The organism is Hyalangium minutum, from assembly GCF_000737315.1.
GTDB classification, from domain to species: Bacteria; Myxococcota; Myxococcia; order Myxococcales; family Myxococcaceae; genus Hyalangium; species Hyalangium minutum.
The window spans coordinates 219,864-244,190 of record NZ_JMCB01000002.1 but is presented as its reverse complement, the minus strand read 5'-3'; the positions used below and the strand labels follow the sequence as shown (position 1 = coordinate 244,190).

The 24,327-nt window shown below is 64.3% G+C and carries 17 protein-coding genes; 11 read left to right on the top strand and 6 right to left on the bottom strand.

Annotated elements, in window-relative coordinates; all coding sequences use genetic code 11:
• Positions 1-8 precede the first annotated feature (8 nt).
• Together DB31_RS04720 and traC are read right to left on the bottom strand one after the other, a co-directional pair.
• Positions 9-908, bottom strand: coding sequence for a hypothetical protein (locus DB31_RS04720; protein WP_205628465.1), 900 nt, complete (start codon positions 906-908; stop codon positions 9-11).
• A 94-nt stretch (positions 909-1,002) separates the two neighbouring features.
• Positions 1,003-2,805 (bottom strand): outer membrane exchange accessory lipoprotein TraC, encoded by a 1,803-nt coding sequence (gene traC, locus DB31_RS04715; RefSeq protein ID WP_044182866.1) that lies wholly within the window; start codon positions 2,803-2,805, stop codon positions 1,003-1,005.
• A gap of 124 nt (positions 2,806-2,929) precedes the next feature.
• Here traC and DB31_RS04710 point away from each other — a divergent pair, with 124 nt between their 5' ends.
• The 3 genes from DB31_RS04710 (at position 2,930) to DB31_RS04700 (ending at position 4,896) form a co-directional block, all read left to right on the top strand.
• Entirely contained in the window at positions 2,930-3,541 is a 612-nt protein-coding gene (locus DB31_RS04710; protein ID WP_052419716.1) for a DsbA family oxidoreductase, read from the top strand.
• Between the two features lie 130 nt (positions 3,542-3,671).
• Entirely contained in the window at positions 3,672-3,908 is a 237-nt protein-coding gene (locus DB31_RS04705; protein ID WP_044182863.1) for a hypothetical protein, read from the top strand.
• 199 nt (positions 3,909-4,107) lie between these two features.
• Positions 4,108-4,896, top strand: coding sequence for an FRG domain-containing protein (locus DB31_RS04700; protein WP_044182859.1), 789 nt, complete (start codon positions 4,108-4,110; stop codon positions 4,894-4,896).
• Between the two features lie 19 nt (positions 4,897-4,915).
• On the opposite strand, the gene DB31_RS04695 is transcribed toward DB31_RS04700, so the two are convergent.
• Positions 4,916-5,116 carry a hypothetical protein gene (locus DB31_RS04695; RefSeq protein WP_044182856.1) on the bottom strand — a complete coding sequence of 67 codons (201 nt, stop codon included), beginning with the start codon at positions 5,114-5,116 and terminating at the stop codon, positions 4,916-4,918.
• A gap of 209 nt (positions 5,117-5,325) precedes the next feature.
• On the opposite strand from DB31_RS04695, the gene DB31_RS04690 reads away from it, so the two are divergent.
• Positions 5,326-5,880, top strand: coding sequence for a hypothetical protein (locus DB31_RS04690; RefSeq protein WP_063769191.1), 555 nt, complete (start codon positions 5,326-5,328; stop codon positions 5,878-5,880).
• Between the two features lie 99 nt (positions 5,881-5,979).
• Complete coding sequence (locus DB31_RS04685) at positions 5,980-6,177, top strand: hypothetical protein (RefSeq protein ID WP_044182853.1); 198 nt, start codon at positions 5,980-5,982, stop codon at positions 6,175-6,177.
• Positions 6,178-6,189: 12 nt separating this feature from the next.
• Here DB31_RS04685 and DB31_RS04680 read toward each other — a convergent pair whose 3' ends face one another.
• From DB31_RS04680 to DB31_RS04670, 3 genes are read right to left on the bottom strand one after another with little or no spacing between them, the layout of a single operon-like run.
• Positions 6,190-7,977 (bottom strand): serine/threonine protein kinase, encoded by a 1,788-nt coding sequence (locus DB31_RS04680; RefSeq protein WP_044182851.1) that lies wholly within the window; start codon positions 7,975-7,977, stop codon positions 6,190-6,192.
• Positions 7,978-7,998: 21 nt separating this feature from the next.
• On the bottom strand, positions 7,999-13,575 hold the full coding sequence (agmC, locus tag DB31_RS48595) for an adventurous gliding motility protein AgmC (RefSeq protein WP_157231830.1): 5,577 nt from the start codon (positions 13,573-13,575) through the stop codon (positions 7,999-8,001).
• A 52-nt stretch (positions 13,576-13,627) separates the two neighbouring features.
• On the bottom strand, positions 13,628-15,421 hold the full coding sequence (locus DB31_RS04670; RefSeq protein ID WP_044182847.1) for an OmpA family protein: 1,794 nt from the start codon (positions 15,419-15,421) through the stop codon (positions 13,628-13,630).
• Positions 15,422-15,671: 250 nt separating this feature from the next.
• Between DB31_RS04670 and tssJ the strand changes: the two genes are divergently transcribed.
• The 6 genes from tssJ (at position 15,672) to tssC (ending at position 24,202) form a co-directional block, all read left to right on the top strand.
• Positions 15,672-16,259: a type VI secretion system lipoprotein TssJ gene (gene tssJ / locus DB31_RS46310; RefSeq protein WP_075305874.1), complete on the top strand. Its 588-nt coding sequence runs from the start codon at positions 15,672-15,674 to the stop codon at positions 16,257-16,259.
• The gene (gene tssK / locus DB31_RS04660; RefSeq protein WP_044182845.1) at positions 16,256-17,620 is read left to right on the top strand and encodes a type VI secretion system baseplate subunit TssK; all 1,365 of its coding nucleotides are present in this window, start codon (positions 16,256-16,258) and stop codon (positions 17,618-17,620) included. Before tssJ ends, tssK begins: the two co-directional genes overlap by 4 nt.
• 33 nt (positions 17,621-17,653) lie before the next feature.
• Positions 17,654-18,346, top strand: a complete 693-nt coding sequence (locus DB31_RS04655; RefSeq protein WP_044182842.1) for a DotU family type IV/VI secretion system protein — start codon at positions 17,654-17,656, stop codon at positions 18,344-18,346.
• Positions 18,347-18,348: 2 nt separating this feature from the next.
• Positions 18,349-22,050 carry a type VI secretion system membrane subunit TssM gene (gene tssM, locus DB31_RS04650; RefSeq protein ID WP_044182839.1) on the top strand — a complete coding sequence of 1,234 codons (3,702 nt, stop codon included), beginning with the start codon at positions 18,349-18,351 and terminating at the stop codon, positions 22,048-22,050.
• A gap of 132 nt (positions 22,051-22,182) precedes the next feature.
• A complete protein-coding gene (gene tssB, locus DB31_RS04645; RefSeq protein WP_044182835.1) occupies positions 22,183-22,692 on the top strand; it encodes a type VI secretion system contractile sheath small subunit in 510 nt (169 codons plus the stop codon).
• Positions 22,693-22,714: 22 nt separating this feature from the next.
• Positions 22,715-24,202 carry a type VI secretion system contractile sheath large subunit gene (tssC, locus tag DB31_RS04640; protein ID WP_044182832.1) on the top strand — a complete coding sequence of 496 codons (1,488 nt, stop codon included), beginning with the start codon at positions 22,715-22,717 and terminating at the stop codon, positions 24,200-24,202.
• Positions 24,203-24,327: the final 125 nt, after the last annotated feature.

Genomic DNA, 24,327 nt, shown 5'->3' with positions numbered 1-24,327 from the left:
TCCCTCTCCTATTGAATGGCCTCCGAGTCGCCGATGAGGACGCGGCGCGAAGGATCACTCTCCCCGGGCTGGAACTCCATGCGGGCCCCCCCCTGGTCCAGGTAGCGCATGGCGGCGGCGAGCCAGCGCACGCACTCCTTCCAGCCGTCGATCGACGGCGAGTCCTTCTGGAACATGTCGTGCGCGCGGTCGAGGCCCTCCTCGAGGGTGCCCTCCGCGGAGAACGGGAGCTCGAGATACACAGATTCACTGAGGGAGTCGTCGATGGGAGCGTGGATCCACACAGCCCACTGGTGCTGCGGCGGCGATGACTCGACAACGTAGATCTCGGTGACCTCCCGGGAGGTGAAGCCTTTCAGGGTGATGGTGAGCTTCGCCTCTTCGGGGACAATGAGAAGCAAGGAGGGCACGGGGAGCCGAGGCCTTCTCCAAGGCTCCTCCAGGGGAGGAGGCCGGCGCAGCACCTGGGCAAGCCGGGGAGTGATTTCATAGATGTGGCGGCCCCCAAGGTCTTGCGCCACGAAGTGCCAGTGGCGCAGGGAGTTCCAGGCGAACGACTCGATCGCTCGGGCATAGCGATCTTCTGGGAAGGGGCCATGGCGCTGCTGCTCGCTCGCGACGCTCTGCGCCTGCATGGCCAGGTACTCCGGCTCCTTGAGCACATCACTGAAGCGCTCGAAGCCCACCCGCCGGACGATGGACTCGATGAAGAGGTAATGCATCTGCGCCAGGACCTTCTGGGCCTTGTCCCAAGGCAGGCGCCCCTCGTTCATGTCCTCGACGATGGCATTGACTCCCTTGGCCAACCCAAACGCCTGGATATAGCGCCGCCCGATCTCCAGGTGTGGCTGCTGGAAGACGACAAACCGCTCAAACATGGTGACGAGCGGATGAGAGTTCGGAGCCATGTTGGGTAGGACCTCCTGCGGCCTACCTAACACGTTCGGTTTGGCGAACGGGAGAAGATTCGAGCGAGGAGGCCCTGGGGCTCAACCTAGCAGGTCACTTGTTGAAGAGGGACTCTGGGCGCTGCAGGCCCCGAGCCTGGGTCACAGGCAGGAGGATGTCCGAGGGCGGCTTGTCCGCGGTCAGCAGCAGCACCCGCACCGACGTCTCCACCACATCCTCGGCGCCGGGGCGCACCATGCCGCGGCGCGCATCCTCCACCCGCTTCTGGCGATACGCGTCGAAGCGCTCCATCACGCGGTGGGCCAGGTCCGCCATGGCCGTGTCGCCCACCTCCACGCGCAGCTCCAGCTCGTTGCGCAGCTGCACCGGATCCGCCAGCACGCCATACCGGTCATAGCCCTTGTTGCTGGAGTCCTCGTGCTTCACCTCATAGTCCTGCGTCACCGGTGCGGGCGGGGCCTGGGCCGACATCAGCTCCCGAAGCACGGAGGTGACCGTGGCCTTCACGGTGAGCCGGTGCAGCTCCACGTCGTAGACGAAGTCCGAGTACATCGGCTCCTCCACCGTGATGGGCTCGCGGAACATGGTGTCCCGGCCGCGTTGGACCTCACGCCGCTGCTGCTCGTTCTGCTCCAAGCTCGCGTCCAACTGCTTCTCCAACTGCAGCACCACGGCAGCATTCTGAGCCAGCAGTGCTTCCTCCTGGCCGCACTGACGGGTGGCGCACGCCGTCGGGTTGCACTCCTCGGGCACCTGCCCAGCCTGCTCCACCTCCCGGACGGCCTCGCCGCACCGCTGGATGATCTCCAGGCAGGTCTTGCGCTCGCGCTCGCGGCAGCGCTCGGCCGTCTGGCGCACGGTGTTCAGCTCCGCCTGCCGGCGCAGGTAGTCGCGCAGCGCCACGGCCTGCTTGCGCTCCACCTCCTCCAGCGTGCGCTCGGCGTTGAGCAGCCGGTCCTCGAACTGCCGGCGCTTGGGGTTGGGCACGGAGCGATTGCCAGCCAGATACCGCTGGGTCTTCTGGAAGGGCTCCACGGCCTTGAGGGGCAGCACCCGCTCCAGGGTCAGGTCCAGCTTCACACCCACCTTGGACTCGGGAGCTTCCGTCACCACACGGATGGGCACTTCCTTGGGGAGCATCGAGGCCAGCCGTCCAGCGGCCAGCCGCTGGGCCACATCCGGCGCCTGAGCCTTGTCCTCCACGGGGGTAGCCACCACCAGGTAGGCCACCTCATCGCGCAGCTTCTGACGCACGGCCTCGGCGCGCTCGCGGGCCGCGGTGGCACCCACGCGCTCCTGGTCCGCGCGCAGGTACGCCAGCAGCGCGTTGCCCAGCTTCCCGCTCTCCTCGAGCTGCTGGGCCGTCTTGAACCAGCGCCGGGCCCAGGCTACCTGCACCGCATCCACACCTTTGCGAGCTGCCACGTGGTCCGGCGAGACGGCCAACACCGCGTCGAACTCGGCGCGCGCATCCTGCAGCCGCTCCTCCTTCAGCGCCGCCTGCCCTGCGGCCACGCGCGCGTCCAGCGTCTGCGTCAGCAACGTCCGCGCGGGCTCATTCTCTCCATCCAGCTCCAGGGCCCGGAGCAGCAGCTTCTGGGCGCCGGGCAGATCGCCGGTGGCGTGGACGCTCTGGGCCTGGTCGTAGGTCTCCTTGCTCCACTCCTTGCGCACGGAGCGCAGCTTGACCGTCACCTCGGACGCGTCGGGATCCGCGGCGAGCGCGCGCAGGTAGGCGGCCTCGGCCTCGGCCCATTTGTGCTCGGTGGTGAACTGGTCACCCTCCTTCACGGCACGGCCAAAGGCGGTACAGCCCGCCACGGCGAACAGGGCGCACAGCGCAAGCGCCGCGAGCCGGCGCGAGGGAACACGGGGGGGGTATGCAGGCGTGAACACGGGCGCATCTTCAGGGAAAGTGCGGTCCGGGTGAAGGAATGAACGTCTTGCCCGGCCGCTCTGGGAGCGGGATTGGCAGGGCCCATACGGCGAAAGTAAGAGACAACCTATCGAGGAGGGCACCATGGCCACACTCATCCGGCTGTATTCGGACTTCGTTTGCCCCTTCTGCTTCATCGCGGAGCAGAGCAGCCTGGCCAGGCTGCAGACAGAGTACGACGTAGAGCTGGATTGGCGGGGTTTCGAGCTCAACCCGCGGACACCTCGGGGGGGTGTCGACATGGAACAGCTCTTTCCGGGCCGCGCTGCGGGCATGCGAGCCCATGCGGCGCAAGTCGCCCAGCGCTTTGGCGTGACCGGCATCCGGCTGCCCCTGCGGCTGAACAACACCCGGCGGGCGCTCGCGCTGGCCGAGTGGGCACGAACCCACGGCAAGCTGCTGGAGTTCCGCGATGCGGCCATGGAGGCGTACTGGCGGCAAGGCGCGGACCTCGAAGACCCGCAGGTGCTGACGCGGCTGGCCGAGCAGGTAGGCCTGCCCGCCGAGCAGGCGAGCGCCGCCATGGATGCGCCTGAGTATCAGTCGCGGGTGGATGAACTGCAGGCCGAGGGCCGCGCTGCGGGAGTGAGCGGCATCCCCACCTTCTTCATCGGGAACGTCCGAGTGGTGGGCTGCCAGCCGTACGAGGTGTTCGTGGAGGCGGCGCGGCAAGCGGGAGCCAGGCGCCGATCCTGAGCGCTCTCTGCCAGGAAGGATGGGCGGCGTTATTCAGTTGAGGAAGACACCCCTCCTCGGGAATGACGCGACGCACCGGCCGTTGGTCCGTGTGAAACGAGGGGGCCTACCTAACCACGAGTGACTCACCATGCCCTGCGCTCAGCCGCGACCTACTGCGTTCCGCCTGCCATTGCGGGCCGACCAGTTCCGAATCGAAGAGCACCGCAACGTCCACTGCCGCTTCTACAGCACCTGCGTGGACGCCGCCGTGAAGGAGGACTGGGACAGCTTCACCTGTGCCAAGTGCCCCTTGTTCCACGAGGACAAGGCTCCTGGCGCGGACTCCTACGCCTTCAACCAGCCTGCGGACTCAGGCCGGCCCTGAGCCCCCGAAAAGGGGCTGGCGAACAGCCGTACCCTCGGGCTTGAGGGAACCCAGGGACCCTGAAAGGCCCAAGCGCCTGTGCGCTGCCACACGCTCTGCAGGCGCAGCGTGTGGGGTGGTGCACGCCCGTGAACCTAGGCGCTGGTGAAGCCTCCCAGGGAGTGAGTATTGAAGCGAGAGCTTCGGACCTGGGGAGGGTGTGAAAGAGGAACGCGTCAACAGCTGGCTCGAGCTGCAGGAGGCGCTCTTCGCGGGCTCATGGAACGAGGGCCTGCGAAGGTTCCGGCCGAGCTTTGCCTTCCGCGGGGTACCGAACGCGAGGCATGACCTCTCCACCTCGCTCAACCGCCACGAGGGGGACTTCGCCGCGCACGAGAAGGATCTGCTGCGCGCCTTTCGCAAGTACGCGCGCGGAGGCACCCAGCCCTGCGCGTCGGTCTGGGACTGGCTGGCGCTGGCGCAGCATCACGGACTGCCGACGCGGCTTCTGGACTGGACGTTCAGCCCCTACGTGGCGCTCCACTTCCTGACGGAGGACCCGGAGCTGTACGACACGGACGGGGTGGTGTGGTGCGTGGACTACCACCAGACGAACCGGCTGCTGCCCAAACCCTTGCAGGCCCAGCTCCGGGAAGAGGGCGCGGACGTCTTCACGGCGGAGATGCTCGCGTCGGTGGCGAGAGAGCTGTCCGTGTTCGACCGGCTGACGAAGCACCCCTTCGTGCTCTTCTTGGAGCCGCCCTCGCTGGACGACCGCATCGTGAACCAGTTCGCGCTGTTCTCGGTGATGAACGGCCCGCTGCTGCGGCTGGACGCCTTCCTCGAGAACCAGAAGCGAGGCGTCCACCGGCTCATCGTCCCGGCCTCGCTGAAGTGGGAGGTCCGGGACAAGCTGGACCAGGCCAACGTGACAGAGCGCGTCCTCTTCCCGGGCCTGGATGGCCTCAGCCGCTGGCTGCGGCGCTACTACAGCTCGCGCCCGCGGTGAGGCCCTGCCACCTGGGGCCTCAGGCCTCGACGTAGCGATCGTGGATGGGATGGGGGGTCTCGGCGGTGACATCCCCATCCAGCCCCGCGAGCCGCTCGGTCTCGGACCGGAGCAGTTCCTTCTTTTCAGCCCTGTGCGCTGCGGCGCCGAACACCAGGGTGACCACGATGATGCCCATGAAGATGAGGACGCCCAACAGTGCGGACCAGACAACGAGCATGACCTGACCTCGCTTGAGAGAACGAAGGGCCCACCAGAGGCCCTGACTTCAGAAGGATGGAGATGCCGCGAACCGTTGTCGGGGCCCAGGCCTGCGCTCCCCTGCCCGCCAGCCCACCGTGCTCGCCCGGTGAGCCGGCAGGCTCACCCTCATGAACGTCTCAGGGAAGAGGCATCCCTACATTTGGCGCACCCAAACGGAGGTGGTTCATGCCCGAGGTCGATCTGCCCATCGCGCGTGATGCGCGTTCTCTGATTCCTCCCACCTTGCAACGCACCATGCGCCGGTCTCTGTCTCGCGGACCAGAAGCTGGGACGCCCGCGAAGCCGCTGTTCGGAGTGCTTCCCTTCAAGCGGTTCGTTCCGCAGGACATCCACTCACTGCTGGACTACGCCAACGGCCTGACGGTGCTGGGCGTGGCAATGGGCGCGGCCAAGCCGGCCTGCACGGCGGGGCTGGCCCTGGGCATGGCGGACCTGGGCGTGTCCCTGCTCACCGACTACCGGCTGAGCCTGCGCAAGATCATCCCCATCGAGGTGCATGAGTTCATCGACTACGCGTGGGGCCTGGCGGCCATCGCCTCGCCCTTCGTGTTTGGCTATGCGCGCCGCTCGCCGCTGTCGGCCATCGTCCACGTCGCGGTGGGGGTGAGCACCATCATCGGCTCGCTGTTCACGGACTACCGGGCCCAGGTGGGCGTGAAGTGGAGCAAGCGCCGCCTCTCCGAGGCTCTGCCTCTGTCTGGCGCGGCTGTCGGCGCGTAGCGCTCTGGCTTTGCCAGCAGGAAAGACCGCCTGCTCTGGTGGGCGGCCTTTCAACGCTGCGGGTAGGATCCTCGTTCAAGATGTGCTAGGTTGTCAGCCATGAGCGACTCCTCGACGAAGCTGATGGCCTTCGGCCAACCCGCGCCGGAGCCCGAGAAGAACCGGTGGGTGTTTGGGATGCGGCTGCGCATTGAGCCGTACCACAAGGTCGCAGTGGAGAACCGGACCCTCACGAAGAAGCGAGAGAGGCCGGACCCGTTCGCGGTCGTCATCAGCACACCGAAGTACGAGCCCTGAGGCAGGCCCGGCTTACTGTTCCAACAAATTGATGTCGATCTGGGTGGTCTGGCCTGCGGTGACCAGAATCTCCCGCTCTACTTTCTTTTGAAGCTTTGAGTTGACGAGCTTCAAGGTGTACTTGCCCGCGTCGAGCGGGAAGGAAGCCTTCCGGGTCAGCCCCATCTGCCATCCATTGAGGAACAGCATGGCCTCGGGAACGACCAGCAGATCCAGGGAGCCCTGTCCCACGACAACAGCCTGAGTGCGAGGCTTCTCAGGAGGCTTGACCTCCCCCCGTGAGGAAGAACCTCTACCAGACGCAGCAACTCCTGCATCCCGCAAAACCGGACCTGGCGGTTGGGAGACGTCCATTCCTGCGGACGCAATCGATTGGCTGTGCTCATCCGTGCCGCTGCTGGACAGGACGTCTTTCAGCGCTGGCGAAGATGTCCCCCCATCTGACGCTTGCGGAGTCGTCGCAGGAAGGGCCTCACCTCCGTGAGCCTCTCCCGGAGCCATGACGGACACAGAAACGGTAGGCCCAGCGGGAGCAAGAGAGACCGGTTCCCGAGGTGGGCCCCCCGCGAGAAGCCGTCGGCTCAGGTACCCGCCCCCTATCAGGATCAACAGGACGCCCACGAGCGCGACCCAGGCCGTCTCCTTGTCGTGCGGATGGGGAACCTTGGGAGAAAGCCTCGAGGGACGAGCCACCGTAGTCCGCTCATCCCTGGGCCCGTGCACCTCGGGCTGCAGGACCTCTTGCAGCGGAGCAAGATCGGTGACAGGCCTCACTGCAGCGGCCGAGGAAGACTCGGGCTGCGGCTGGGACTGAATGAGCTTGGAAGGAGACCGGGGGAGACTCGTCGTCTTCTGAGGCGAAGGGGATACACTCTCGGCGGTCGCCATCATGGCGACGATGCCTGCCATCTGCGAGGCGCCCATGGGTTTACCGGTCGAGACAATGAACTCGACGATGAACGCCTCCAGATCCGCCTGAAAGGAGGGGCAGTCAGGGTAGCGCTTCTCGCGATCCTTGGAGATGGCCCGAGAGAGGATGCGTTGGAGGGTTTCTGGCACATCAGACCGGCGCTGTTCGACGGGGACCTCAGGCTCGGAGAGGATGGCCTGGAGCAGAGCGGCCTCGGAGGAAGCCCTGAAGGGCTTGAACCCTGTGAGCAGCTCGTAGAGGACAATGCCCAACGCGTAGACATCCGCGCGGCGATCCAAGGGCTCATTGCGCAGCTGCTCAGGCGGCATGTACGCCAGCTTGCCTTTGAGGACGCCCGTCTGGGTGTGGGGGCTCACACCCGCGGCCTTGGCGATGCCGAAGTCCACGACCTTCACCGAGCCTTGGCGCGACAGCAGAATGTTGTCTGGGCTGATGTCGCGGTGAATGATGTTCATCGGCAGGTTCGTGGCCGGGTCGATGCAGTCGTGGGCAAAGGCGAGCCCTTCGCAGGCGGCGGAGATGACGCGGGCGCAAAACGCGAGGGGTAGAACGAGGCCCACTGCGCCAGCGCGCCGGATGACCTCTCTCAGGTTGACCCCATCGATGTACTCCATCGCGATGAAGTAGGTGCCGTCCGCCTCGCCGAAATCGAAGATCTGGACGATGTTCGGGTGATTGAGCTGAGCGGCGAGCCGGGCTTCGGACAAAAACATGTCCACGAAGGAGGATTCGGTGGCCAGGTGCGGCAGGATGCGCTTGACCACGAGCGACTTCTCGAAGCCCATGGGACCGGCGGACTTGGCGAGGAACACCTCGGCCATGCCGCCGGTCGCGAGTTTTTGGATCAGCTGATACTTCTCACTATGCATGACCGTGTGTCTCCGCCTGGCTCAGCGCCGGCGGTGGCGTGAGCGCAAGACTCCTCCCGCGAAGAGTCCCAGGAGCACGAGCCACGGCTCCGCGGTGGAGGCGGCACAGCCCAATCCACCCCCAATTGCCTCAGCCACGGGTTTGGGCGCGAACACTGTGAAGGTAATCGGCTGCGATTGAGGGCTTGGATTGCTGGCCAGATCCGTTACCGAGGCTCGCAGCTCGTGGGCTCTCTCTTCCAAGGGGTCAGCGAACCGGAACGTGAACACTCCTGCCGCATCCGCCTTCTTGGACCCCATGCTCTTGCCATCCAGGAAAAACTCCACGCTTCCATTCGGGATGGTGTTCCCCGAGACACTGGGGTTCAGGTCGTAGATTTCATCGCCATTGGCTGGCTTCTTGATCTGAGGAGCATCAGGCGGCTCAACAATGACAGTGAACGCATAGGAAGCAGGAGTCTCGTCCAGATTTCCCGCTTCATCTCTCGCGGCTACGAAGATGGTATACGTCCCATTCACAGCTTTGATGTTGTCGTTCGCGATCTCGAAGATGTTCGCGAGGTTGTAAGGCTGCTCGCCAAGGCAAGGGCTCTCAAACTCTTTCTCAAGGTGCTGAGCGACGACCTTGCACTCAAACGTTGTACTCAACCCGTCCTCCTCGGTTGGGTCACTGAAATTGAAAAGAACACTGATGGAATTGTGAATCTCGGGAGGTTTCTGAGTAATCGCGGTCTGCGGCGGAGTCGTATCCACCCAGAACTCGAATGCCGAGTCGCTAGGCAGTGGCGAAGTGCTCGACGGAGTCCACGTATTGCCGACCGCATCGGTCGCTTCGACCACACGCACGACGTGCTTACCCTCTGCCAAGACATGTCGGGTAGTCAGTTCCCAATTCCCGCTGCTCCCCATTTGTTGAGTATCCGTGCCCAGTCCGTCGATCTGCAGCACCACCCTGCTCCCCATTTCGGAGGTACCCCTGAAGACAGGTGATGTCTGATTGGTACGCCAGAGCTTCGCAGCGTTGGTCGCTGGATTCGTGATGGTGGTGACGGGAGGCTGAAGATCCACCACCCACTCATAGGTAGCAGCACTCGGGTCCTCATTGCCTGCGGCATCGACTGCATAGACAGAGAAGACATGGCGGCCGGCACCCAAGTTCACATACTCCTCGATGCCAGCAGTCCCAGTGCCGGTACCCAATCTTGTACCGCAGGGGCTGAAGTTTCCTGGAGAGGTGGGAGACTCGAGGCGGCACCGATATCCTCCGGGTGCATCCGCTCCCGAGAAGCGGAACTTCATACTCCTTGAGTTGGTGGGGTTCCTCGCAGCAATGCCACCCGCCTCCGTGACTTCCAGAATGACGGTCTCAGGCGGGCTCGAGTCCACCACCCACCGGTACTCTGCGGGGCTCGCATCTGCATTCCCTGCGGCATCAATCGCAAAGACCTTGAAATAATGCTCACCATTGCTCAACGGCGAGAAGGTGATGGTTCCCGAGTCACAGCCGACGTACGACTGCGAGTCGAGCGAGCACTGGTAGTGTCCGCCAGGTCCAGCTCCCGAGAAGCGGAACGTGGCGCTGAGCAGACTGGTGGGATTGGGCGGCTTGCTTGCCTCCTCGATCACTGTCTCAGGGGGCTCTGTATCGACCTCCCAGATGTAAGTGGCTGGGTTCTGCAGATCATCATTGCCTGCAGCATCCTTGGCATACACAGAGAAAGTGTGCACCCGCTGGCTCAGCGCATCGTAGGTGATAGTGCCCGATGAGCAGTCTGCGTACACCTGCTCATCGAGTTTGCAATAGTACTTCCCTTCCGCTCCAGCACCCGAAAAGCGAAAGGTGGCACTGGTCTCATTGGTAGGGTTGCGCGGTCTCGGCGCCTCAATCGCCGTGTCTGGCGGAGTGAGATCCACCACCCACGGGTAGGTGGCAGGAGAAGGGTCAACGTTGCCCGCCCCATCCTTGGCCCTCACAGAGAGCGAGTGGCTTCCCTCGGAAACGTGGAAGACCACTGGGCTGGCGCATGCTGCGAACGGCCCTGAGTCCAGGCTGCACTCGAAGCTGCTGCCGGGCTCCGTGGAGGTGAACGTGAAGGTTGGATTCGCATTGTTGCTGGGATTGGGCGGCTTCTGATCGATCGCCGTGTCTGGAGCGCCAGTGTCCACCCGCCAGGTATAAGTCGCAGGAGAGTCGTCCACATTGCCCGCAGCATCCTTGGCCCTCACCGCAAAGATGTGGCTTCCCTCTGGAACCGAGTAGGTCAAGGGGCTGGTGCAGCTCGCGTACTCCCCATCGTCGAGGCTGCATTCGAAGCTGCTCCCAGCCTCACTGGACGCAAAGGTGAACGTAGCGCTCGTCCTGTTATCGGGGTTAGGAGGCTTTTGATCAATCGATGTGTCTGGTGGCTGCGTATCCACTCGCCAGGTATAGGTGGCAGGTGAAGGATCGATGTTGCCTGCGGCATCCTTGGCCCTGACCGCGAACGTGTGATTCCCCTCTGCCAGAAGCGGGGACTGCCAGGGACTTGTGCAGGGCGCGAACTGCGCAGAGTCCAAGCTGCACTCGAAGCCTACGGCGCCTCCCTGCCCACTGAAGGTGAACGTGGCTCGCGCGCTGTTGCTGGGATTGGAGGGCTTCTGCTCGATTGCAGTGTCCGGCGCCTCTGTGTCCACATCCCAGGTGTAGCTGACAGGAGTAGGGTCTACATTTCCTGCGGCATCCGTGGCCCTCACTTCAAAGGTATGGCTTCCATCCGTGAGGGATGGAGCGGTCCATGGGCTGGAACAGGTTACGTACAGTCCCTGATCCATCCGGCACTCGAAGGTACTCCCCGTCTCGGTGGCGCTAAACGTGAACCTAGGCCTCGGTTCGTTGGAAGGATTGGTGGGTTTATCTCCCAGGATTGTGTCAGGGGGGGTGATGTCCACCACCCAGGTATAGGTCGTGGCCGAGGCAGCCGTATTACCTAGCGCATCCGTGGCCTTCACCGCGAAGGTGTGGCTACCCTCAGCGAGAAGAGGTGTCGTCACTGGACTCGTACACGGCGTAAACGCCGCCGAATCCAAGCTACACACGAAGCTGCTTCCCGTCTCCGAGGCACTGAACGCGAACGTGGGCCGCGTGACGTTGCTGGGATTGGTAGGCTTCTGGTCAAACACGGTATTCGGAGGCGTCGAGTCAACGAGCCAGGAATACGTGGCAGGCGAGGGATCGATATTGCCTGCCGCGTCCCTGGCCCTGACCGAAAGCGTGTGACGGCTGTCCGCCAGTTCTGGAGAGGTCCATGGACTTGGACAAGATGTGTAGACTCCACCGTTCAGGCTGCACTCGAAACTGCACCCCTCTTCCGGCGAACTGAACGTGAACGTAGCCCTCGTACTGTTCGTGGGATCATTGGGCTTCTGCTCAATGCGGGTATCCGGAGATTCCGTATCCACCACCCAAGAATAGGAGGCGGGCGAGGTGTCTTCGATCGACCCCAACATCGCCTTGACTTCAAAGGTGTGGCGGCCGTCCGCCAGAGCGGAGTACGACTTGGGGCTGGTGCAGGCCGCCCATGCGCTCTCATCGAGTCTGCACTCCAAGGTAGCGCCCGCCTTTGTCGCATGGAATGAGAAGGCCGCAGCCGTCACATTGGTAGGATCTGGTGGGCGAGGAGGATCGATGACCGTATCTGATGGATATATCACCGTCCAAGAGTAGGAGAGGGAGCCGTTGGTTGGATTATCCGCTTCATCCGTTCCCCTAACAGTGAATGTGTGACGGCTACCATCGAGCAAAGTGCCTGCGACTGTATATGAAACCACTTGTCCAGTGGTTCCCACACCACAGCCAAACCCTGCGCTCCCATCCAGCGTACACGTGTACCTCACGGAAACTTCCTGGTTTCCCGTGTTGAAAGAGAGGGTAGGCCTGAGCTCAGGAGAAGGATCGCTCGGCCGCGTTACCCATCCAATCTGCGGTACCGCCGTGTCAACCGTGACGTTGATGCTCGTCGCATTAGAACTCTCCTCTGAATTGCTACCACAAACCCCTATAGCTTTGATGGTATACTGACGAGCGTCCTCCAGCACGCCCACTGCAAAAGTATAGCTCCACGTTCCGCTATTAGGGGTGGCATCCCCTGCCAAGTCGCTTCCGACATAAATCCTGACCTTGGCGTTACTTCCATACCCTGACACAGACCCTGTCACCTTGAGTTGGGCATTAACATACCCGTTGTTCACCGGCGTCGTGAACACAGGCGCGTTGAGAGTACAGTTCGCGAACTGCTCGAATTCCGTCTCAAGCCGGGTGATGATGCCTCGATGCGCGACAAGCTGGCTCGCGGCAGGCTGTGCATTCGTGACAATTCCAGAAATTGTCCCGGCCACTCCGCCTGCGAGCCCCGCTTCAACGGACATGGGACAAGCCCCCGTGCTCGCCGCTTGATATAGCAGCCGTCCGCCTCCGCCTCCGCCTCCAGCGCCTCCATCCTCCGCAATCCCTGCGGAGCTGCTCCCTCCATTGCCGCCGCTCGCAGAGATGAAACCACACTCCGCAGAGTCCACGAACCTCAAGTAGACGCTCCCGCCAGCCCCACCTCCGCCCGCGCCTCCCTGCGTTGCATCATCACCAGCGGCACCATCCGCCAGAATGGATCCGCTCCCAGCCAGGCGATACCCGCGCACGAAGATGGCTCCGCCTCCAGCGCCTCCCTGGGAATGCCTCCCTCCCCCATACCCCTGGCCACCGCCTCCTCCCAGCGTCAGGTGATCCGTCAGGGAATAGACCAGCCCCGCTCCACCCTTGCCCCCGATATTCCGTGCCGAGTCGCCATAGACCAGGGAGTCGCCTCCCCGACCTCCTGCCGCACCATTCCCCCCTCCCCCCCCTCCCGCTCGGGGGCAGAGACCACCACCACCGCCGTTGGACGCATTCTCCAGGCCAGTGGCCCACACACCGAAGTCCAGGGACGAGATCCCTTCTCCCCTGCCGGCTCCCGGGCGCACGGAGGCAGGCAAGGCGGCGCACCCGGCGAAGCCAGCGAACTCCTCAAGCACCAGTCCTCCGCGGAATCCTACGCCGCTGGCTTGAAGCGTCCCCTCGTTCTGAATGAGCCCCTTGGCCAGGAAGGCAAGAACCCCTCCTTGGCTGCCATCCCACGGCGCCGCGACGAGGCTCGCCCCTGCTACAACCTTCACATCCGTGTACTCTGGGATGCGGATCACCTGGGTCACAAGTCCCGCGTAGGAGTACAGGAGCGGGGCTCCCAACTTCAGCTCCTGACGTTCGGCGAAGCTCACCCGCGCCAGTTCCCACCTGCCCACAGGATCCGTGCTCAACGAGATGGGCCCAGGCGCGCCTTGAGCCGGCTCCGGGACAATGCCCGTCGTCTGCAACACCATGATCAGGTCGCCCGCCGCGAACCCTTCTGTCGATGAGACGAACAGCACGGTGTCTCCCGTCGCAAGAGGTACCGTGACCTGTGCATAGCGATTGATGACGGTTCGCGGCTCCGTGACGATCAGCGCTCCATCACGTCCGGTTCCCAGGCCCAATGTGTCGGGCTCGGCCGCGGACGTGGAGGCCCAGAACACCAGGGCCACCAGCGACATCAGGCTGCATGATCTTCTCATGGGGTTCCCCCTGTAACTCTGTCAGCTCCACCTACTGCGAGATAACGATGGTGAATTCGATGCGTCGGTTGTTCTCACGTCCGATGGACGTGGCATTACTGGCAACGGGCCGCTCCTGTCCGTAGCCCTTGGCTTGGAGCCGCTCGGGTGCGACCCCACGCTCGATAAGGAACTCTCTGACAGCGTCCGCCCGGCCCTGCGTCAGCCGCAGGTTGTCGAGCGCGTTCCCCCGGTCGTCCGTGTGCGCGCCGACCACGATCATCGGCAGGTCTGGGTGCTCGAGGATCACCTTCGAGACCCAACGGAGAACCTCGAAAGACTCGGGCCGGATTCGTGGCTGCCCTGGGATGAAGAGGATCTTCTCCGTCAGTTCGATCTGTTTCCGCGTCAGCTTCACCCGCGGCACTTCATGCGCGGGGCACCCTTGGTTGCTCTCAGGGCCTGCCTCCTTCGCGCAGGTGTCCAACACGTTGGCGATGTTGTCCTTGTCCAGATCCGACTCTGGGCAGCCCTGACGTTCCTCAGGCCCCGCCAGATCCGGGCACTGGTCCACATCGTCCTCGACGCCATCTTGGTCCCGGTCTTTGAGCGGACACCCGCGCGATTTCTCGGGCCCGGGCTCGGATGGACACACGTCTCTCTCGTCCTCAATCCCATCCTTGTCCTGGTCCGGCATCGGACAGCCCTGCCAAGCCGCCACTCCTAGTACTTCTGGGCACGCGTCGAGCTTGTCCTCAATGCCATCGTTGTCGCTGTCCTTCCGAGGGCAGCCCAAACGATCCGCGGGCCCCGCCTCGTCATCACACTGGTCCACCCCGTTGGGAACGCCGTCCTCGTCCTCATCCAGGTCCGGGCACTCCTCCACGGTGTGGTCCAGTGCCGGAGAGCAGTTCACCGCCGATTCATCTGACAAGCGGGGCGGGATGACCTTGCCGAACGCCGCTCCCAGCATCACTCGGAACAGAGGGATACCGGGCGCCGAACCCCCTCCTACACCGGCCAGTGCAAACACCTCCACCGCTGGATTGACCAGGTATCGAGGCCCCAGCAAGAGCTCCACAGAGCTGGGCTGCTCCACGAGCGGAACCGTGCCCCGTACGTCCAACTCCCAGCGCATACGCTGGCCCACCGTCGCCAGCACGAGCCCCACCTGAGCCTCGTTCCCCATGGGACCACGGACAAACTCCCGATCCGCGTAGGGTTTAATCTCCGGACGCACCACCATCCTCGAGTCCAGCGCCACCCTGAACCAGCCGAACCGCCGGCCGATCATGAGCCGCGGCGCATAGCGCGGCCCCGCATCCCGAGTCAGCCCGTGAGAACCGCCGACCGGTGCCCCCACGCCCATCTCCAGCGCCAGATCGCCCAGGGCGCCATCCAGTTGGGAGAACAGCCTCATCCTTGCGCTCACCAGAGGGGTGCCGAGCCCGAAGGAGGAGAGCCGATCGATCCCCTCTTCCTTCAGATCAGCCCCCGTCTGGAACGCTACCAGCGGGAGCTGCACACCCATCTCAAGCCATGAGAACGGTGCGTATGCCGCCGCCAAGAGCAGAGTGGTACGGCTCCCCACGATGGGCAGCACCTGCCCCCTACGCGAGAACATCAGCGGGTTGTGCTGGTAATGGCTGATCGCGGAGAAACGGTAGTCTCCGGTCGGCATCAGCTCCCCTGTCCCCTGCACCAGCGAGCCTGTGGCGGCAGGATTGACATCCAGCCGCTCCAGTTCAAAGCCGACCAGCCGCTCCGGCTCCTGAGCGAACGCCATCGATGAAGCCAGGATGATCGCGATCCCGTACACTGTCCGGGCAAGCCTGCTCTGTTGCATGCAACTCCTCGCAGCAAGATCACGGCTGGATAAGGTGTTACCAGCCACGTGATCGGATAGGGGATGCTCGAATCCTGCTTCTTGGCAGTGGTACCTGATGCCCCTGTGAATGGGGTTACCACTTAGGTGGTACTCACAAGTGTGAGCGATTGGGCTATCCCTCCCCGCGTTGAGTTGGTCGGGGAACTTTTCCCAAGGGCCCATACCGCCCACTGCTGGGCTCTCTCCATTTCACCTGACGAGTGGTGGCATGTCGAACCATGGCTGTGATCACGCACGGCGAGTTCCTCTCCAGAGGTATTCCCTCAAGAGGACGACGGCCGTCTGCGCGCTACTAACCCTCCCTGGCTGCGCTCTGAGCAAGGCCTCCGCCTGCGATACACCTCCTCCTTTCCTTGCCAAGCTCGAGGCGGCGGAGCGCGTCAACCCAGACGCCTATGGCCGGGCGCTCCCAACGGTGGTCCAGTTCCTCCAGATCAAGGACAGCGTCAAGTTGGAGCGTGCAAGCTTTCAAAAGCTCTGGTCCGACCCCAAGAGCTTGCTGGGAGAGGATCTGCTGCAGACAGCCGAGTTCGTTGTCCCGGCCGGCGATGTGGTGAAGCACTGGGTACAGCGGGATCCCAAGGCGCAGTACGTGGCAGCGGTGGGCCTCTTCCGCCAGCCGCTCGGCTACGCGTGGCTGGCCGTCGCCAAGCTGCCGCCCGTGCCTCCCAGCCAATGCGAGGAGCAGCCAGCAGGTGACCGCGGCGATGACGCGACCCCGCTGGACACCCAGCTCCGCTTCAAGCTTCAGGGCTACCAGATCGACTACCTGCGGCCTTCGAGGAGAACGCCATGAAGGCCCCGCAGCGCATCATCTGGTCCGAGGGGATGTTCATGAGTCCCCACCACATGCAGCAGCTGGACCTCTACCACGAGTCCCTCGTGGAGACCCGCCTGAGCTCGGTGTGCCTCTATCCCTGGGGCGTGGCCTCCATGCAGTTCGACATGGAAGCTCTGCGCGCAGGCCAGGTCAGCCTCCTCGAGTTCTTCGGCATCCTGCCGGACGGGCTCTCCGTTGGCTTCGAGGCTGGTCACGAGGAGTCCCCCGCGGCCCGGCCCGTGGAGGGGCACTTCCGGCCGACGCAGCAGCTGCTTGAGGTCTACCTCGGCATCCCCAAGGAGCGCAGCGACGTGGAGAGCTACGGCGCCGCGGGCAAGCTGGGCGCAAGCCCTCGCTTCTCGCCTCGCAGCCGCCCCGTGGGTGACCTGCACGCGTCTACCTCCGTCATCCATATCTCCTTCGCGCAGCGGAACATGAAGCTCCTGTTCGGCGATGAGCCCCGGGATGACTTCGATGCGCTGAAGATCGCCGAGCTCGCTCGCGACAAGTCAGGGAGCTTGGTGCTCGTCGACACCTACATCCCTCCGTGCCTGCGCATCGGCGCCTCTCCGTACATCATGAGCGAGCTGCGCTCGTTGCTGCGGCTCATCGTCTCCAAGCAGCGGCAGATCGCCACGCGGCGGCGGCACCGGGATGAGTCCTCGCTCGAGTTCACGGCCTCGGACGTCACGCTCTTCCTGGAACTGCACGCCCTTAATGGCGTCATCCCGTTCCTGTCTCACGTGATCGAGGCCGGGAACATGCGCCCGCATGATCTCTACCTCATGCTGAGCCGGCTCGGAGGGCAGCTCTGCACATTCTCGGCGGAGGCTGACCCTTCGGTCATGCCGCCCTTTCAGTTCACCAACCTCCGCGTCACCTTCGAAGAGCTGTTTCGCCGCCTGACGGAGCTGATGCGCTCCGTGGCACTGGAGCAGTGCATCACCGTACCGCTGGAGCGGGGAGCGGACGGGCTCTACCGGGCCAAGCTGGAGGATGAGCGGATCGACCGCTGCGGCCAGTTCCTGATCATGGTCCGGAGCGAGCTGCCGGAGCAGACCATCGTCGATCAACTGCCCAAGCTCTCGAAGCTGGGAAGCTGGTCGGAAATCCAGGGACTGGTGCAGGCCACCAGCCAGGGCATCCCCCTGCAGGTCACCTACCGGCCTCCACCGGAAGTGCCCATCCGCCCGGGGGCCTCCTACTTCACCCTCACTCAGGACGCTGGCTGGAGGAACGTGCTGCGCGAGCATGCCGTGGCCCTCTACCTGCCGCACCCTTTCAACTCCAGCCAAACCTCCATCGAACTGCTCGCCGTGCCCAACGTGGGCCGCTGAGCCTCTTTTGCCTGAAAGCTCCCTGGAACTGTCATGGATCGAGTCAACGAGGCCACGAAGGACTGCTTCGACACCATCATCCGGCTCCGCCACGCGGAGGCCGCTGAGATTCCCCCTCCGGAAGTGCTGAACCACCGGCTCCGCGGTGTCATCGACGAAGTGCTCCGGCGCGCGGCGGTGCTGGGGTTCAGCCATCAGGACGCACAGGACATGGGCTACGCCCTCGTGGCGCTGATGGACGACATCGTCCTCAACAAGCCCGAGCAGTACCGGCAGTTCTGGATGAGCAACCTGCTGCAACTCCACTACTTCCACGAGACCGTCGCCGGCGACAGCTTCTTCAACCGCGTCAATGCCATCCGCAAGGATCCCCACCGCGCCGAGGTCCTCCGGGTCTATTACCTGTGTCTGTTGTTCGGCTTTCAGGGTCGCTACCGCATCCGAGGGGGCGAGCTGGAGCTGATGAGCCTCATTGACAGCATCCAGAAGGACCTGGAACGAGCCCAGCCGTTCGACTTCGACTTGCTTGCTCCTCACGGTGACCGCCCGTCCGAGAACCTCGCCCTGGCCAAGCGCCGGCTCTCGCTCACCTCCGCAGCCTTCGCGGCTGTCGCCGTGGCACTCCTCTTCTATGGGGGCCTCTATCTCGCCCTCGATCGTACTGCCTCCACCATGCTCCACGACATCGAGCTTCACATGGCCACCGTCGCGAAGGGGGGGCAGTAGTCATGAAGTTCTTCTTCCTCATCACACTGCTGTTGGGCCTCATCTGGGGAGGCACCTGGTACTTCCATCAACCTGTCTGGCTGGGACTGGCCGCTACGGCTGTGACGTTGTTCTTTGCACTGATCGTCTCCATGGTCCGCCGCTGGCGCGCCCGCGCCGCGAGGAAGAAAGCCGAGCAGGCTGAACAGAAGCCTCCGGAGGCCTCAGCGCCGCAGCCAGCCAAGGCAGCTCCTCGCACCGAGGCCCGCCCGGAGATCGAGGCCATGCAGGCCGAGTTCTCCCGTGCCATCTCGTCGCTGAAGACGTCCAAGCTCGCTCGAGGTGGGCGGGACGCGCTCACGGTTTTGCCGTGGTACCTCGTCATCGGCTCCACCGAGTCGGGCAAGAGCACCGCCCTGCGCAACTCTGGGCTGAAGTTCCCTTACCTTTCCAACCGGGGCGGTGGGAACGGGCGAAGTGTGAGCCCGACACGTCACTGCGACTGGTGGCTCACCAATGACGCGGTGTTCCTGGACGCGGCGGGCCGCTATGTCGAGTCGGAAGAAGACCGGGATGAGTGGATCTCGTTCCTGGACACCCTGGGCAAGCACCGGCCCTATCGGCCCCTCAATGGGCTCGTCGTGACGGTGAGCGTGAGCGAGCTGATGGGCGCAGATCCCCAGGCCGCAGGCGAGCTGGGCCAGCGGCTGCGCGAGCGCATCGACGAGCTGACGTCCCGGCTGCGCATCGTGGTCCCCATCTACGTGATGATCACCAAGTGTGATCTGCTCACCGGGTTCGTGGAGATGTTCGCCGACCTGCCTCGCTCCGAGCGAGGGCAGATCTGGGGCTTCACCGTGCCGCTGACGGCTCAGCCCGAGGCGCCCACCGAGCTGCTGCTCAAGCGCTTCGACGAGCTCACCGCCATCCTGGAGCAGCGCTCCGTCCGGCGGATCGGCCAGGAGCGGCGGCTGGAGGCACGCGAGCGCATCTACCAGTTCCCGCACAGCGTGCACGCGATCCGCAAGAACCTCACGGAGTTCATCCAGCCGCTCTTCATGGAGAACGTCTTCCAAGACACTCCCATCATGCGCGGCGTCTACTTCACCAGCGGCTCCCAGGAGCACCGCGTCACCGACCCGCGCGCTTCTGCCTCCTCCAGCGAGCCGACGCTCGCCGCGCCTCGCGTCAACCCCGAGCAGACCTCGGAGAGCCGCAGCTTCTTCCTCTGGGACGTGTTCACCAAGGTCATGTTCCAGGACCAGAAGCTCGCGGTCATCAGCTCCATGGAAGAGATCCGCCGGCGCAAGCGCCGCTACGCCGTGGCGGGAGCCTGCCTCGCCTTCACCGTGGCGCTGCTGACCCTGCCTACGATCTCCTTCTTCAAGAACCGGCAGATGCTCCGTAAGGTCCGCGACACCATTGTCGCGGTGAAGCTGGAGACCAACGACGACATCAGCCGCATCCAGGAGCTGAGCCCTCTGCAGCAACACCTTGCGGATCTGAACCGGCACCGGGTAGAGGGCGTACCGCTGTGGCTGCGCCTGGGCCTGTACAAGGGAGACCAGCTCTTCGCGCTGGCCCAATCCTTCTACAACAGCCAGCTCAAGTGGCTGCTCCTCGGCCGTCAGCATGATCGCATCCGGCAGAACCTGGAGCTGTTCGCTCAGAACCAGGACCGGGTGGACTGGAAGCCCAGCAACGAGTCCTACGGCAAGCACTTCGATGATCTGAAGATGTATCTGCTCATCACCTACCTCACCGACTCTCCCAACCCTGCCTATCCCCGGCCTCCGAACGAGCCACCGCTCGATGAATCGCATCAGGCGTGGATCGTCAAGCAGATGCTCCGGCACTGGGAGGACATCCGCGATCGCAACGGAGAGGTGAGCCTCGAGCAAGCCATCACCCGCCACGCGCAGACGTACATCGCCATGCTGGCGGCGGACCCTCTCCAGCTGGCCTTCTCGCGAGACGAGCGGGTGGTGATCTCCGCCCGCCGGGCCCTCAACCGAGTCCCGCTCGCAACGCTGGAGCTGGAGCGCATCGTCAGCCAGGCCAACCGTGAGTACCCGGGCGTGTCCCTGGGCGACTCGGTGGGTGCCGTCCCCTTCATGCGGGCGACGAAGCGCGTCAACGGCGCCTTCACGCGGCTGGCCTGGGAGGAGTGGGTCCGTGCGCGAATGGACTCGGCCTTCCAGGGTTCCGAGGCCTGGGTGCTCAACCGGGACTCCCGCGAGAACGAGGAGGCCAACCGCGCGGAGCTCCGCACCCGCTACTACCAGCAGTACATCCAGGAGTGGACAGACTTCCTCTACTCCGTCCGCGTGGAGGAGCCCAAGGACTGGAGCCAGACGGAGCTGCTCCTCGAGAGCCTCACACGAGGCAAGCCAGCCCCCATTGGCAAGCTCTTCCGCACGCTCGCCTACAACGTTCATCTGGAGAGCCCCAAGGTGGCCTCGGGCAACACGCTGTCCGCGCTGATCTCCAAGGCCCTCAACAAGCCCGCCGGCACTTCCGCGACGGAGGAGGGGCCTGCCCGGCTCGTCGATCCCGAGTCCTCGATAGGCGAGACCGAGCTGACCCCTGCGGCCGTGGAGAAGAACTTCAGCCCCATCCTGGCCTTCATCACCAAGACCTCGGCGACTGATGACGGCGAGGAAAAGCTGACGCAGCTCGACTCCTACCAGGACCAGCTCAACCTGGTGCTCACCACCCTGAAGGAGGTGCGCGACAAGCCCAACGAGGCCATGGTGTTGATCGAGAAGATCACCTCCACCCGCAACACCGTCTCGCTGCTCATTCAGAGCCAGGAAGGCGCTCACGCCGTCTTCGAGCAGATCCTTCTGCCTCCGCTCAAGCAGGTGGGGACGGTCGTCCGGCGAGACGTGGCCGAGAAGAAGAGCCGGAAGTGGTGTGACGAGATCTTCGGGCCCTTCGTGTCCCTGATGGCCAACAGGTACCCCTTCAACAAGGACTCGCTGCTGGATGCGCCCCTGCCTGAGTTCACCCAGTTCCTGCATCCCTCCACGGGCACGGTCCGGAAGTTCCTGCAGACCCAGCTCAGCGAGGAGGTGCTCCCGGATGGAAGGCGCCATGTGTTCGCGGTGAAGACCGCCCCTGGCATGGGTCTGTACAAGGATGAGCTGCTCACCTACCTGGAGCGCATCAACAACCTCGCCATGACGCTGTTCCCCGGCGACACCCAGGAGCCGCTCGTCCGCTTCATGGTGCGCATGCGCCCGGGCACCGCGGCGGATTCCGCTCCCTCGGAGATCGCATCGATCACCCTGACCCTGGATGGCTCCGAAGAACTCTACCGCAATGGCCCCGATGACCGGTGGAGGGCCATGACCTGGCCGGGTCCCGCGGGCAAGCTCGGCGCCCACATCCACATCGTGAGCACCTCAGGCAACACCGCGGACCTCGACGCGCCGGGTGAGTGGGGCCTCTTCCGCCTCCTGGAGCGCGCCAAGAAGATCGAGCCCAGCACGGACGGCCGCTTCTTCACCGCCACCTGGGAAGTCCCCGATCTGAACAACGCGCAGATCTCCATCGACCTGCGTCCCGAGCGCCTCGCCAACCCCTTCTTCGGCACGTCGGGGAGCAACACCTCGCGGCTGCTGCAGATCTTCCGGGACCCGCGCCTGGTCCCTCCCGCCGGCATCTCCCAGGCCGTCCAGGGCTGCCCTCCGCCCATCGTCACCGCGAAGACTTCGCCCTAGCGGTGCCGTGTCCACACGGAAGTCCTCACTCCGCGGCCGCTCCGCGCGCCGTCTGGCTCCCCGTCTGTCTTTTCACCCGCCGTACCGCAGTCCGCACCTCAACCCTCGTACCCAACAAAGGATTGGCCGCAGATGAGCAAGGAAACCTCCGTAGCCCCCACTGAGCGCGTCAACATCGTCTACCAACCTGCGACCGGCAACGCGCAGGAGCAAGTCGAGCTGCCGCTGAAGATCCTCATGATGGGGGACTTCACGGGGATGCCCGATGAGCGGCCCATCGAGGAGCGGGCTCCCATCAACGTCGACAAGGACAACTTCAACGACGTGATGGCGCAGCAGAACCTCAAGGTGTCGCTCTCCGTGCCGGACAAGCTCTCCCAGGAAGAGGGCGCCACGCTGCCGGTGACGCTGCAGTTCCGCAACATCTCCGACTTCAACCCGGAGAGCATCGTCCACCAGGTGCCGGAGCTCGAGAAGCTGCTGCGGCTGCGCCACGCGCTGCACGCCCTCAAGGGCCCCCTGGGCAACATCCCCGCGTTCCGCCGCAAGCTCCAGGACCTGCTCAACGACGCGGACAGCCGCCAGACGCTCATGCGCGAGCTCGGCATGAAGGCTGACGAGAAGAGCGCGCCGAAGCAGTAGCCCCTCCCGAGGAAAACCACCCATGAATACCGACAAGAACCTGCTCAAGAACGACTCGAAGACCACGGTGGAGAGCGACGGCTCGCTGCTCGACACCATCCTCGCCGAGGCCAAGCTCAAGCCGCGCGACGAGGGGTACGACGTGGCCCGCCGCGGCGTCCAGGCCTTCATCACCGAGATGCTGGCGCCCCATCGGCCCCAGGAGCGCATCGACCAGGCGCTGGTGGACGCGATGATCGCCGAGATCGACCGGCGGATGAGCTCCCAGCTGGACGAGATCCTCCACCACCCCACCCTCCAGTCCATGGAGTCCCGGTGGCGCGGGCTGAAGTTCCTCATCGACAAGGTGGACTTCCGCGAGAACATCCGCGTGGAGATGCTCAACGTGTCCAAGGGAGACCTGCTCAAGGACTTCGAGGACGCTCCTGAGACGGTGAAGTCCGGCCTCTACAAGCTCGTCTACTCCAACGAGTATGGCGTGTTCGGTGGCAAGCCCTACGGGCTGATGTGCGGGGATTTCGACTTCGGGCCCGGCCCGCAGGACATGGCGCTGCTGACCAAGTGCGCCTCGGTGGCGGCCATGGCCCATGCGCCGTTCATCTCCAACGCGGGGCCTGAGTTCTTCGGCGAGAAGAGCTTCCTCAACCTGCCGAACCTCAAGGACCTGAAGGCGATGTTCGAGATGCCTCAGTACGCGCGCTGGCAGTCCTTCCGCGACAGCGAGGACAGCCGCTACGTGGGGCTGTGCCTGCCGCGCTTCCTGCTGCGCCTGCCCTACGGCGAGGCCACCGTGCCGGTGAAGTCCTTCAACTACAACGAGGACGTCGTCGGCCACCATGAGCGATACCTGTGGGGCACCGCCTCCACGGCACTGGCCACCCGCGTGGCCGCGTCGTTCGCCAAGTTCCGCTGGGCCCCGAACATCATCGGCCCGCAGTCCGGCGGCGCGGTGGAGAACCTGCCGCTGCACAACTACGAGGCCATGGGGGAGATCCAGACGAAGATCCCCACCGAGGTGCTCCTCACCGAGCGGCGCGAGTACGAGCTGTCCGAGGAGGGCTTCATCGGCATGGTGTTCCGCAAGTCCGCGGACAACGCGGCCTTCTTCTCGGCCAACTCCACGCAGCGTCCCAAGCTCTTCGGCGGTACGCCCGAGGGCAAGGCGGCGGAGACGAACTACCGGCTCAGCACCCAGTTGCCCTACATGTTCATCATGACCCGCCTGGCGCACTACATCAAAGTGCTCCAGCGCGAGCAGATCGGCAGCTGGAAGGAGCGCTCGGACCTCGAGCGCGAGCTGAACAACTGGCTGAGCCAGTACGTCGCGGACATGGATGATCCGGCGCCGGCGGTCCGCTCGCGCCGGCCGCTGCGCAACGCGCGCGTCAGCGTCGAGGACGTGGAGGGCCAGCCCGGCTGGTACCGGTGCAGCGTCCAGGTCCGTCCCCACTTCAAGTACATGGGTGCCTCCTTCACCCTGTCGCTCGTCGGCAAGCTCGACAAGCAGTGATCCTCGCTCCCTCTGGAGCGGGAGAGGACTGGCTGTCGTCGCACCAGGCAGCCGGTGAAGTCCTCATCACCGCCGGGCCCGGCAACGGGCCCGGTTCAGCAACCCACCCCGCAGTCCCAACGAGG

Bases quoted from the DNA above. Each gene is read 5' to 3' on its own strand.
- DB31_RS04695 (WP_044182856.1), bottom strand. From the start codon at position 5,116: ATGCTCGTTGTCTGGTCCGCACTGTTGGGCGTCCTCATCTTCATGGGC.
- DB31_RS04655 (WP_044182842.1), top strand. From the start codon at position 17,654: ATGGATCGAGTCAACGAGGCCACGAAGGACTGCTTCGACACCATCATC.
- DB31_RS04690 (WP_063769191.1), top strand. From the start codon at position 5,326: ATGCCCGAGGTCGATCTGCCCATCGCGCGTGATGCGCGTTCTCTGATT.
- tssB (WP_044182835.1), top strand. From the start codon at position 22,183: ATGAGCAAGGAAACCTCCGTAGCCCCCACTGAGCGCGTCAACATCGTC.
- tssK (WP_044182845.1), top strand. From the start codon at position 16,256: ATGAAGGCCCCGCAGCGCATCATCTGGTCCGAGGGGATGTTCATGAGT.
- agmC (WP_157231830.1), bottom strand. From the start codon at position 13,575: ATGTCGCTGGTGGCCCTGGTGTTCTGGGCCTCCACGTCCGCGGCCGAG.
- DB31_RS04680 (WP_044182851.1), bottom strand. From the start codon at position 7,977: ATGCATAGTGAGAAGTATCAGCTGATCCAAAAACTCGCGACCGGCGGC.
- DB31_RS04720 (WP_205628465.1), bottom strand. From the start codon at position 908: ATGGCTCCGAACTCTCATCCGCTCGTCACCATGTTTGAGCGGTTTGTC.
- tssC (WP_044182832.1), top strand. From the start codon at position 22,715: ATGAATACCGACAAGAACCTGCTCAAGAACGACTCGAAGACCACGGTG.
- DB31_RS04670 (WP_044182847.1), bottom strand. From the start codon at position 15,421: ATGCAACAGAGCAGGCTTGCCCGGACAGTGTACGGGATCGCGATCATC.
- DB31_RS04705 (WP_044182863.1), top strand. From the start codon at position 3,672: ATGCCCTGCGCTCAGCCGCGACCTACTGCGTTCCGCCTGCCATTGCGG.
- tssJ (WP_075305874.1), top strand. From the start codon at position 15,672: ATGTCGAACCATGGCTGTGATCACGCACGGCGAGTTCCTCTCCAGAGG.
- DB31_RS04710 (WP_052419716.1), top strand. From the start codon at position 2,930: ATGGCCACACTCATCCGGCTGTATTCGGACTTCGTTTGCCCCTTCTGC.
- DB31_RS04685 (WP_044182853.1), top strand. From the start codon at position 5,980: ATGAGCGACTCCTCGACGAAGCTGATGGCCTTCGGCCAACCCGCGCCG.
- tssM (WP_044182839.1), top strand. From the start codon at position 18,349: ATGAAGTTCTTCTTCCTCATCACACTGCTGTTGGGCCTCATCTGGGGA.